This window comes from Vibrio sp. OPT46 (assembly GCF_015163535.1).
Lineage (GTDB): Bacteria > Pseudomonadota > Gammaproteobacteria > Enterobacterales > Vibrionaceae > Vibrio > Vibrio alginolyticus.
The window spans coordinates 7,809-19,049 of sequence record NZ_JADDYG010000244.1; the positions used below are offsets into that span (position 1 = coordinate 7,809).

An 11,241-nucleotide genomic window follows, 5' to 3' on the forward strand; every position below is an offset into this window, starting at 1 on the left:
CTCAATTGGAGGCACAAACGGGTAAGAACCAGTCGCGAGCACAAGTTGGTCGTAACCCAGCACATCTTCACCATCAAGCAGAAGGCGCTTTTGTTCTCTGTCGATGCCTGTTACTTGGCAGCCAAGTACGAGTTGGATGCCATGCATGTCGTACCATTCTTGGTTACTCAGCATCAAATCATCATGAGATTTGCCCGCAAACAAAGAGGACAACTGTACACGGTCATACGCGATAAAGCGCTCTGCACCAATCACGGTAATTCGGTGCTCCAAATGCGCGTTTTTCTGTACCAATTGCTCGACAAGGTGTTGCCCGACCATACCGTTGCCTACCACAACGATGTGGCTCAATGCGTTCTTTACTGGAATCGTTAAAGGACTGTTCATCGCTGCCTCCTTATGCCGTTTGCGCTGCGGTTTTGGGTTTGTCTTCTTTCGAAGCAGGAATCTCGACTTTGGATTGCTTCTCATAAAGGAACTTCAATACGGCTTGTCGACACTTCTGATACTGCGCATCATCCGCCAGTGCGACACGCTCACGAGGGCGAGGTAGGTTCACTTCTAACACTTCACCAATGGTTGCTGCCGGTCCGTTGGTCATCATCACGATTTTGTCGGATAGCAGCACCGCTTCATCCACATCGTGAGTAATCATGATCACGGTGTTGTTTAGCTCGGCTTGGATCTTCATCAGTGCATCCTGCAAATGCGCACGTGTTAACGCATCCAATGCGCCAAATGGTTCATCCATCAACAAAACCTTTGGTTGAAGTGCCAGTGCTCTCGCAATGCCGACTCGCTGCTTCATGCCCCCAGAGATTTCATCCGGCTTTTTGTGCGCGGCATGCTGCATTTGAATCAACTCCAAATAGTGATTCACTTGCTCCTGAATCCACGCTTTGCCCTTTTTGCCAGCAATTTGTTTTACTGCGAGCTCAACGTTTTGATACACGGTTAACCAAGGCAATAATGAATGGTTTTGGAACACCACTGCGCGGTCGGGTCCCGGTCCTGCCACCTCTCGTCCATCGACGATCACGCCGCCGTCTGTTGGCATGTGTAGACCCGCAACTAAGTTCAATACCGTTGATTTACCGCAGCCAGAGTGGCCAATCAGAGATACAAACTCGCCTTTATTGATTTGTAAATCGACGTTCTTAAGCGCGATGAACTCGCCATCTGGCGTTGGGAATCGCATCCCTAAACGCGTTAGATCTAATAATGCTTTTTCCATGATCTTTTCCCTTATCTCAACGCTTGTTGTTTATTCCAAGACAGCCACTTTTGAAGTTGCAGCATGCCTCTATCGAGCATCAAACCAATAAAGCCGATTGTGATGACCGCGACCATAATGCGACCCAATGATGCCGAGCTGCCGTTTTGGAATTCATCCCAAACGAACTTGCCTAACCCAGGGTTCTGCGCGAGCATCTCTGCCGCAATCAATACCATCCAAGCGATACCTAAAGAGAGACGCAAACCTGTGAAGATCATTGGAATGGCAGAAGGTAAAACGATGGTACGAATGTGCTGCCACCACGAAAGTTGCAGCACTTTACTCACGTTGATTAAGTCTTTATCAACGCTCGTCACACCCACAGCGGTGTTAATCAGCGTCGGCCACAAGCTACACAGCGCTACTGTGATTAGAGAGTTAATGAACGACTTAGCAAACATCGGGTCATCACTCACATAAGTGGCACTTACAACCATGGTAACGATAGGCAGCCAAGCCAAAGGTGATACAGGCTTGAGCAATTGAATGATTGGGTTGAACGCTTGATACAGCCCTTGATTAAGACCAAGCACGATGCCAAGTGGAATCGCGATAATCGTCGCCAGCAGAAAGCCCGCTGTCACAGTCACTAAGCTAGTCACGATTTGGTCGAAAAACGTCGGTTTACCTGTGTAAGGACGAATCTTCACTTCCGCGTCTGGATTTTTGGCTAATTTTGCAGCATTGCGCTTTTCCTGACGCTCGATAAACGCTTGTTCCTTTTCTCGCTCTTGCCAATGGTCATCGACAAGGTTGCTGAACTGCTGAAAAGTTTGCACAGGTCCCGGTAGCGTACCTAATGAAGTTTGCACTTCTCTCGCTGCTAAGTGCCACATTGCCAAAAAGATCAGCAAGCCAATGACGGGCAAAAGCACCAGCCGACTTCGGTTCACTACCTGCTTAGCAGGAAAAAGGGAAATGACATTACTAGACATACTCACTCCTAAGAAATTTACATCCTTGTTGCCACAAGCGAATCCCCTCGCCTGTGGCGTTTATCGTTATGGTTAAACCTTGTCTTTTCCTTTAAGCCCGATAGAGAACTTCTCTAGATATTTATTTGGCTCGCGACCGTCATAAACGATGTTGTCGATAAAGTGTGTTTGTGGCGCACGAAAACCATCTTCAGCATTGAAATCTGGGAAGTCTTTTTTGCTCAACACACCATCTTCAATTAGCGCTTGAGCCGCTTGTTGGTAGATATCTGGACGGTAAACCTCTTTTGCCACATCCATGTACCAATCATCGGATTTCTCGCTTGAGATTTGTCCCCAACGGCGCATTTGAGTCAGATACCAAATCGCATCGCTGTAATACGGATAAGTGGCGTTATGACGGAAGAACACATTGAAGTCTGGCACGTCTCGTTTGTCGCCTTTCTCGTATTCAAATGTGCCGGTCATTGAGTTGGCAATAACTTCGGCATCGGCTCCGACGTATTCGCTTTTTGATAGCATCTTCACTGCTTCTTGGCGGTTGGCATTGTCGTTTTCATCCAACCAATGTGCAGCTCGAATCAAGGCTTTCACTACGCGAATGTGCGTGTTTGGATACTTCTCAGCCCAAGCTTTGGAAACACCAAACACTTTCTCTGGGTTGTTCTTCCAGATCTCGTAGTCGGTCACGACTGGCGTACCAATGCCTTTGAATACAGCTTGTTGGTTCCATGGTTCGCCTACGCAGTACCCTTTGATCGTGCCCGCTTCCATTGTGGCTGGCATTTGTGGTGGCGGTGTAACACTCAAAAGAACATCAGCATCCAGCTGGCCACTGTTATCGCCTGAGTCTGGTGCGTAAAAGCCTGGATGAATCCCCCCTGCCGCTAACCAGTATCGCAACTCATAGTTGTGCGTCGATACAGGGAACACCATCCCCATGTTGAACGGTTTGCCTTTATCCAGATAGCTGTCGACCACAGGCTTCAGTGCATCCGCTTTGATTGGGTGAACAGGTTTGCCATCTGGTTGTTTTGGAATGTATTGCTTCATCTGCTCCCAAGTATCATTGGAAACCGTGATTGCGTTGCCGTTCAAATCCATACTGAACGCAGTAATCACTTCTGCTTTTGTGCCAACACCAATCGTTGCGCCCAATGGCTGACCAGCAAGCATGTGCGCGCCAGCAAGCTCACCGTCGATGACTCGGTCTAATAGCACCTTCCAGTTTGCTTGTGCTTCTAAAGTGACGTACAAGCCTTCGTCTTCAAAAAAGCCTTTCTCATAAGCAACCGCCAGCGGTGCCATATCGGTTAACTTAATAAAACCAAACTTCAGGTCTTCAATTTCTGGCTCACCCAACTCTGCCTTTACGCTGACCGTGGTGAATACCGATAACGAAATTGCAGACACTTTCAGCATCGAACTCCATTTCATTGGTTTGCTCCTATAAAAAAAGCGCCACTACTCCGAAGAGCAGTAGCGCCGTTGCTAAGTCTACAATTACCGCCGTTGATAATTGAGATAAGCGATTCAACAATAAACCCAATTCTACTAATCCAATTACTGTGCCAACTTATTTTTCACAGTAAATACAATAAATTAGCATATTCCGCAGTTCGTTATCCCCCGTTATTGCTTGCTGATAGTGCAACACGCACCACGTTAGAAAATGCGCCCTAACCCTAAAGTGGTAGAGCAACTAATCCAACACTTCCAAAGTAGTTATCAAATTCTTGGCAACTTGTGCGAGCGTTTGGCTCGATTGCATGGCTGAATTTCTTAGCGCTTTATAAGCCTGATCTTCATCAACGCTGTGCATCTTCATCAGCAGACCTTTGGCTTTTTCCACCAGCTTGCGCTCTTCAATCTTATGGGTCAGCGATTCAATTTCCGATTGCATACTTTCGAATTTCGCTCTCACTAGTGTCGCATGTTCAATCCAAGGCTGAAGCGCAAACTCACTATCGTGCGGCATGAGCACATAGTCCATTTTTTCTGATAACCGATTGATATCATTAGATGATAACTGCTTTAAGACGATAAGAAGTGGTGCCGATTTTCTGCGGCAGAAATCGACGATCAAACGCAGTTCCGCGGTTGGTTGCTGCCATCCGACCACAACGCTTGCCGACGGTTCTCGTTGCATTAACGTTTCTAGTTGTGCCAATTGGCAGCCGATGATGTTGTCGTAATCTTTGCTCAATAAGCCGGACAATCGAGCCTGCTCTTGGAGGCTATCACAGCATACTATGATGGGTGTTTTTGACGTTGATTGAGTCATGCACATTCCTTGTTTATATCTCACTCACTAAGAGAGACATAACAAGGAATGTGCCAATTAAAGTTGAAGCGTTTTAACTAGAGGCGAGATGTTCTTTGAAGAAACCTAGTGTGCGTTCCCACGCGAGCGCCGCTTCTTCTGGTGCGTAGCGAGCCGTTGAGTCGTTATGGAAGCCATGGTTGACGTTTTCATACATTAACGCCTGATATTGCGCATCGTTCGCGATCAATTGCTGCTCATAGGCAGGCCATGTGTCGTTGACGCGCTTATCGAGCCCTGCGAAGTGAATCATCAACGGCCCTTTGACCTGCTTTTGAATCTCTTGCGCCGCCGGTGTTCCGTAGAAAGGCACACCTGCATCCAGCTCTTCTGGCATTACCGCTGCAAGCATATTAACGATGTATCCACCGAAACAGAACCCAACAGCGCCTAATTTACCGTTCCCACCCTCGTAGTGTTTAATGAAATTAGCAGCAGCAATAAAATCTTGTTCGATCTTGGCTCTGTCCATCTCTTTCTGCATCGCGCGACCTTCATCATCGTTCCCCGGATAGCCACCGAGTGGATAAAGCGCGTCAGGAGCGAAAGCAATAAAGCCGTCTTTCGCGAGTCGTCTGGCGACATCTTTGATGTATGGGTTTAGACCTCGATTTTCATGAATCACCAACACTGTCGGCGATTTTAAGGTCTTCTTTTGTGGCACAACCAAATAGCCGCGACCTTCTCCATGTCCATTGGGCGAAGCAAAGGTTTCATAGGTTGCTTTGATCTCAGGATCATTAAAGGAAACTTGCTCTGCGAGTGCATAATTTGGAGTCAGAGCATCAACCAGGGCCGTCATACTAAAACCTAAAACAGCGAGGCCACCAAGACGGTTGAGAAACTCTCGACGAGAGATTTTGCCATGTGCGTATTCGTCATACCAATCGAAAGCTTCTTGTGGAATGGGATGTGACGCCTTGTTGTTAGAATTTGAGTGCTTTAGAACCATTATCCTTGTCCTCATTTCTTATCGAAAAGTAAACTCATCAGGCCTCACTGATGTTTGCCCCAATCAGCTGTGAGACACTTCAAGTGATAAATACATCACTGACAAGCTTACACAAACAATAGATAAAGGATTCCGATCCAACAACGTTTCGCGGTTAGCTCGTCACAGGATTAACTGCCACAACAATAGTTTTCCCAATAAGTAAACGCATGTTCAAAGGCCTGTTCCCTATCGTGCACTTGAGCAAAGAGTACAACTGTCATCGTTGCCAAAACCGTATTCGCCATTTGGTTCATGTCATCTTCTGACGTCCCAAACGGACAGTTCGTAGGCATTGGCACCTCAGACAGCATTTGCTCCGTCCAGTAGTGCGATGTCACGCCGCTTGTTTGGCTTAACCATACCGTTTGGCTTACTTTCGGGTTGTATTCTGATTCGCCCGATTGCCCTTTGAATGACACAACAGCGTGAGCGGTTTGACCAATCTCGTATTCGACTTCAGCATGAAGTTGTTGGAACCCAGGATGGAAGCTACCACGAATACCAATCGTTGCTTGCCCCGGGTTCAATGCTCGAACCACGGTATTAATCGGCGTTCTAAGCCCATAACGATTCTTCCAACCAATCATGGTTTCTGCTTGAGGAGCAAACGCACTCAGCGGCAGATACACAATGTTTTGTGTTTCTAATACACGCTTTGCGTCTTCTGCTGATTCCGCTTTCGTAATAGCAAATTTGTCGAGGTAGTCTTCAGCGTGTAAACGACCAGATTGACGGTCGTGATAGCCGTGCATCAGCACTTTATGACCATTATCGGCGAGGATCTTGGCTGCCAACAGGTGCCAAGGCTGCCCTGCCGCTTCACGTTTGCCTGCATAACATGGCCAGTCAATGTCTGCACCAATAGCTGGCATGCGGGATTGGAATGCTTTCACAAAGCCAGCGACTTCTTGTTGAGTTTCGTTCTGTACACGGATCAGCATCAATAGCATTGCCATCTGATCGTCGTCGCACTCACCGTTTAGGTATTCATCCATAACTCGAAACGCTTGGTCAAAGTTCAGTGGTTTTCTACCACGTTCGCCACGACCGACTGTTCTAATACATTCCAAAATGCTGCTCATATTCCCTCGTATTCCGTCACTGACTGTACGGTTTCTATTAGTTGTTCGCGCAGTTTGACAACTTCTCCCATCACAATCAATGCTGGGCTCACGCCTTTAAGTGTAATTGATAAATCATTGAGCTGATTGAGTTGGGTAACATGAACTTGTTGTTGAGGGCTGCAACCATGAGTAATGATCGCGACTGGGAAATCTTCTCTCAAACCAGAGCCTATTAAACCCGTTTGTATTTGCGATGACTTTTCTAACCCCATATAGAAGACTAACGTTTGTCCGCTTTGCATCAGTTGGCTCCACGCCTCAAATGCACCTGTTACCACTTGCCCCGTCACAAAGGTAACGCTGCGAGCTACGCCACGATGAGTCAGCGGAATCAAGCTGTTTGCTGAACATCCAATCGCAGCGGTAATGCCGGGAATGACTTCGTACGCGATTGAGTGTTTGACGAGTGCTAATGCTTCTTCGCCTCCACGGCCAAATACGAAAGGATCTCCCCCTTTTAAGCGCACAACTCGCTTTCCTTGTTGAGCGAGCGATACCATCAAGTCACAAATTTCTTCCTGACCAATACTAGGTTGTCCGCATCGTTTGCCCACGTAAATCCAATCGGCTTGTGGCGGAGCCAACTCCAAAATATCTTTGTTAACCAAACGGTCGTACAGCAGAATCTCTGCCGACATAATCGCTTTCACTGCCTTCACGGTTAACAAGTCAGGATCGTGCGGCCCTGCTCCGACAATCGAGACAAAACCTTTGTGGTTCGCGTCGAGGTCTATTGAATGGTCTTCTAAAAGTTGGTTCAGTTTGCTTGCTTGGTCATGCTTAGAAAAGCGAGACGAGCGTTCTTGATTCTGACTCGCTTGTCCTTTCTTAAACCAAGACTTTTGATAAGGCGCCTCCATGTGCTTATCCTCTTTGTGACTTACTTTATTTGAATCGCCAGACTTTGCTGGCTCGCTTGCTGTTTGCCCTTTTGATGCTGATGGCTGTCGACCATTTGTTTGATTTGAGAAACGCACGAGCCACAGTTAGTGCCGCATTTGAGTTTGTTTTGAAGTTGAGTCAGTGAAGTGCAGTCTTGTTTCTCCATCGCGTCATGTATTTGTTTATCGGTGACGCGGAAACAACTACAAACCAGTTTGGCGCTATTTTGCGATTGAGTGATGGTAAGCAGTTGCGATAGCTCCATCGGTTTGCCAATCAAGCCGGTAAAGTTGGTGTAGTCGGTTTGAATCGGTTCACTAGACACCACTAAAACAGAACGAATGATACGAACGTCTCCAACAAGGTCGTAATCCACTGCTAACCAACCTTGGGCAATATCTATCGTAATTCTGCGGCTCTTTTCCGTTCGACAAAAACTCTGCTTCTTTGGTCGCTTATCGTGTGCAAAGCGCCAAATGCCCAAATTGCTTTCTGCTTGAAATGCGCTGTAGAGAAATTTACCGGAATCAAACTGTGTACCGATGAACATACCGTAGGTTTTTACCGCCGCATCTTGCACTTCAACATAAGACGACTTAAACGCAGGCTGCCCGGAAATAGGGTCTTTTGCGCTGTTTACTATCGCGTTAACACTGCTTTCACCGCCATATCGACCCGCCCAGTGCATTGACATAAATAGCTCTTGAAAACCCAAACCTTCATCAATTGCAACTTTGGCATAAATACTGGTGTTTGAAGTAGGCTGAAACAGCTTGGTGAGTTGTCCTGCTTTTAAGCGATTTTGAGTAGCAGAGAGTGTGTTCATGTACACGGTTGGTTCTAACTCAGAGGCGGCAAGGTGTGCGATATGACCTGTGCGCGTCATGGTATGCCATTGATCACGTTGCCTGCCCGTATTGAGCCACCAGCCTTTTGTTCTTTCTAAACGCGTAGGAGATTCACTGGTCACGACAAAACGTGCTTTACCATCTGGGTGCGAATAGATGCCATCAGCAAAAGGACGCTCTCCTCCCCATTGTGTCGGCATCCACTCTTCGTATTCTTGCTCGGTTAAGTTGGCGTATTGAGAAAGATCTAGCTTCAATGGCGAATCTGCATTCATGCCTGTCATCGCGGCATATTCCCTGAATACCGCCCGCTCAGAAGTAAACGCAAAGCCATTTTGTATCTTTTCCAATGCACACAGAGCTTGCCCGACTTGGCTTATCGCCCACCAATCTGATTTTGCTTCACCCGGAGGCGTTTGAAACTGGCGCTGCCTTGAAAGTCGACGCTCAGAATTGGTCACCATGCCTTGCTTCTCCCCCCAGCCAGCGGCGGGTAGCAATAGGTCCGCGTAATGCGCTACATCCGAATCCGCTGTGATATCGGAAACAATCACAAACGGACAAATCTCTAGTGCACGTTTTACCAATTGGTTATCTGGTAAAGAGACAACGGGATTGGTTGCCATGATCCAGAGAACTTTAATCTCACCACGTTCTACCGCCTCAAACAGTTCAACGGCTTTTAAACCGGGCTGAGTGGCAATTTCTGGTGAATCCCAGAACGCCTGCACTTGCTTGATAGACTCTGCGTCAAAAGCGCGATGAACCGCTAATTGGTTTGCCAAACCACCCACTTCTCGGCCCCCCATCGCATTCGGCTGACCTGTAATAGAAAACGGACCACAACCTGGCTTGGCAATTTTGCCCGACGCCAAGTGTGCATTAATAATGGCATTGCCTTTATCGACACCATTTTCGGCTTGGTTAACTCCTTGGCAAAACAGAGTGATTGCGGTTGGGCTTTGCGCAAACCAATGGAAGAATGTCGTGAGTTTTTCTTCTGAAATCCCGATGGAAGACGTTAGATTAGTGACATCGTAACGCAAGTCAGAGACTTCTTCTTTAAGTGTATCAAACCCGTCGGTATAGGAATTTATGTATTCAGAATCAATGCATTGCTGCTCAGTAAGAAACTTAAGCAGCCCATTAAAAAGTGATACATCTCCATCGTTTTTAATTGGTAGATGCAAATCCGCTTGCTGCGCGGTGACCGTTTCACGCGGGTCAATGACCACTAGCTTGAGGTTAGGATTGTTTTCTCTCGCTTGTTGAATACGTCGGAATAAAACAGGATGCGTCCAAGCGGTATTAGCACCGCAAATGATCAATAGCTCAGTCTTATCAATATCGTCGTAATTGACGGGAACGACATCTTCACCAAATGCTCGTAGATGAGCCGCAACCGCCGAAGACATACACAAACGCGAGTTCGTATCGATGTTTGCGCTGCCAACATAGCCTTTCATGAGTTTGTTGGCGACGTAATAGTCTTCCGTTAACAACTGCCCTGACACGTACATCGCGATGGAATCCGGTCCAAACTCCGCTTTCGCTTGATGAATCTTTTCAGCAATCAGATCCGTGGCTTGTTGCCATTGCACCTCTTGCCCTTGAGGTCGTTGCTTGGTGACAAGCTTTGGATACAACAAGCGCGAAGGCATATTCAAGCTCTCTGCCAGCGCGACACCCTTCACGCACAGTGATCCCGCATTTGCAGGATGACACGCATCCCCAACGATTCCTTTCGCATTGACCTCGACACCACATCCAACACCACAATAGGGACAAGTGGTTTTTTTGCATCCTTGCGACATAACACCTCCAGTGCGATTCAGCCCAACTTACTAGCAAAAAAAAGCCTCTCCCGAATCGAGAGAGGCAGCAATGCCTTTAACGCTGTTAGTACATTTTCAAAAAGTAATACCCTATACCGCTCTCGCCTGCTATTAAGAGCGGCGCATCGAGTTATCGATGAACGTTTATGTAAAGCAAGTGAGGTGCCAAGATTAAAAACCCTTACCATACAAAGAGTTAGCTTAAAACCAATTATAGCAACGTAATGCTACGCACTGATTGTGTGCAAATTTCGGTCATTATCGTGCAGTATTACTTTACTAATTCCATAACTAACCTGGATTCTTCGTCACCAAAATAATGCGCTTCTTCTTCTAACGTTTTAAAGCCAAGGGAGAGGTATAAAGACAATGCAGGTTGGTTCTTAGGATCGACAGTCAATTTCACGCTTGAGCCTAACGTCAACGACGCAATAACGTTTTCTAGGAGGGAACGCGCAATACCTTTACCTCTATGTTGAATATCGACGGCCAATGACATGATCCAATATTGATGTGCATTTGTGCTAGTCGTTAGCAATATATACCCTGCGACCTGCTCTCCCTCTTTTGCTACCAGTAAGCTCTCTCCCCAACAATCAAAAGCTTGCCGAAAGAAAAATTGAGGATAGGCGTGTTCTCCAAATAAAGTATTTTCGAGCTTATATATGGCAAATAAGTCCTCTTTTTGCGCAGACAAGATGTCCATTCAATGACTCCTTCTTTAACATGAATGGCAGCAGTATACCTAAATCTCATCTAAATGACGGGACACAAACATCTCAATTAAGTGCTTAAGAAATGTAATATTCTTCCTGAAAATTAGGCCTAACTCACTTAGAACATACATCCGTGATTAAGTTTTAACCGCAAAATCAAAAACCACACAAGATGAAAATTTCAATACATATAACCATTAAATGCATTACATTTAAGAACTTTATTCTGGTTTATTGAAAAATTCATAGTTGGATAATTTACAACCACCCCAAATTCACAGCATTATTCACCAAGCTTCGCGTGTGAT

At 46.5% G+C, this 11,241-nt stretch carries 10 protein-coding genes; all 10 read right to left on the bottom strand.

From position 1 onward, the window contains the following. A partial coding sequence (locus IQR33_RS32755) for an FAD-dependent oxidoreductase (RefSeq protein ID WP_228013839.1) occupies positions 1-387 on the bottom strand: 387 nt, incomplete at its 3' end. A 10-nt stretch (positions 388-397) separates the two neighbouring features. Continuing rightward, the gene (locus IQR33_RS10200) at positions 398-1,234 is read right to left on the bottom strand and encodes an ABC transporter ATP-binding protein (RefSeq protein WP_005450080.1); all 837 of its coding nucleotides are present in this window, start codon (positions 1,232-1,234) and stop codon (positions 398-400) included. A gap of 11 nt (positions 1,235-1,245) precedes the next feature. After that, the gene (locus tag IQR33_RS10205) at positions 1,246-2,211 is read right to left on the bottom strand and encodes an ABC transporter permease (protein ID WP_053303689.1); all 966 of its coding nucleotides are present in this window, start codon (positions 2,209-2,211) and stop codon (positions 1,246-1,248) included. A gap of 72 nt (positions 2,212-2,283) precedes the next feature. Continuing rightward, positions 2,284-3,648, bottom strand: a complete 1,365-nt coding sequence (locus IQR33_RS10210) for a CmpA/NrtA family ABC transporter substrate-binding protein (protein WP_017190870.1) — start codon at positions 3,646-3,648, stop codon at positions 2,284-2,286. Positions 3,649-3,913: 265 nt separating this feature from the next. Further along, positions 3,914-4,495, bottom strand: a complete 582-nt coding sequence (locus IQR33_RS10215; RefSeq protein WP_012129218.1) for an ANTAR domain-containing response regulator — start codon at positions 4,493-4,495, stop codon at positions 3,914-3,916. Positions 4,496-4,568: 73 nt separating this feature from the next. After that, entirely contained in the window at positions 4,569-5,486 is a 918-nt protein-coding gene (locus IQR33_RS10220; RefSeq protein ID WP_048625125.1) for a dienelactone hydrolase family protein, read from the bottom strand. A gap of 170 nt (positions 5,487-5,656) precedes the next feature. After that, on the bottom strand, positions 5,657-6,610 hold the full coding sequence (locus IQR33_RS10225; RefSeq protein ID WP_053303692.1) for a glycosyl transferase family protein: 954 nt from the start codon (positions 6,608-6,610) through the stop codon (positions 5,657-5,659). Further along, positions 6,607-7,512: a uroporphyrinogen-III C-methyltransferase gene (cobA, locus tag IQR33_RS10230; protein WP_053307747.1), complete on the bottom strand. Its 906-nt coding sequence runs from the start codon at positions 7,510-7,512 to the stop codon at positions 6,607-6,609. The genes IQR33_RS10225 and cobA overlap by 4 nt, the downstream gene beginning before the upstream one ends. Before the next feature lie 20 nt (positions 7,513-7,532). After that, the gene (locus IQR33_RS10235; RefSeq protein ID WP_053307748.1) at positions 7,533-10,196 is read right to left on the bottom strand and encodes a nitrate reductase; all 2,664 of its coding nucleotides are present in this window, start codon (positions 10,194-10,196) and stop codon (positions 7,533-7,535) included. 292 nt (positions 10,197-10,488) lie between these two features. Then, positions 10,489-10,923, bottom strand: coding sequence for a GNAT family N-acetyltransferase (locus IQR33_RS10240; RefSeq protein WP_017634213.1), 435 nt, complete (start codon positions 10,921-10,923; stop codon positions 10,489-10,491). Positions 10,924-11,241: the final 318 nt, after the last annotated feature.

Coding starts and splice junctions, on each gene's coding strand:
- IQR33_RS10200 (WP_005450080.1), bottom strand. CDS start 1,234: ATGGAAAAAGCATTATTAGATCTAACGCGTTTAGGGATGCGATTCCCA.
- IQR33_RS10205 (WP_053303689.1), bottom strand. CDS start 2,211: ATGTCTAGTAATGTCATTTCCCTTTTTCCTGCTAAGCAGGTAGTGAAC.
- IQR33_RS10210 (WP_017190870.1), bottom strand. CDS start 3,648: ATGAAATGGAGTTCGATGCTGAAAGTGTCTGCAATTTCGTTATCGGTA.
- IQR33_RS10215 (WP_012129218.1), bottom strand. CDS start 4,495: ATGACTCAATCAACGTCAAAAACACCCATCATAGTATGCTGTGATAGC.
- IQR33_RS10220 (WP_048625125.1), bottom strand. CDS start 5,486: ATGGTTCTAAAGCACTCAAATTCTAACAACAAGGCGTCACATCCCATT.
- IQR33_RS10225 (WP_053303692.1), bottom strand. CDS start 6,610: ATGAGCAGCATTTTGGAATGTATTAGAACAGTCGGTCGTGGCGAACGT.
- cobA (WP_053307747.1), bottom strand. CDS start 7,512: ATGGAGGCGCCTTATCAAAAGTCTTGGTTTAAGAAAGGACAAGCGAGT.
- IQR33_RS10235 (WP_053307748.1), bottom strand. CDS start 10,196: ATGTCGCAAGGATGCAAAAAAACCACTTGTCCCTATTGTGGTGTTGGA.
- IQR33_RS10240 (WP_017634213.1), bottom strand. CDS start 10,923: ATGGACATCTTGTCTGCGCAAAAAGAGGACTTATTTGCCATATATAAG.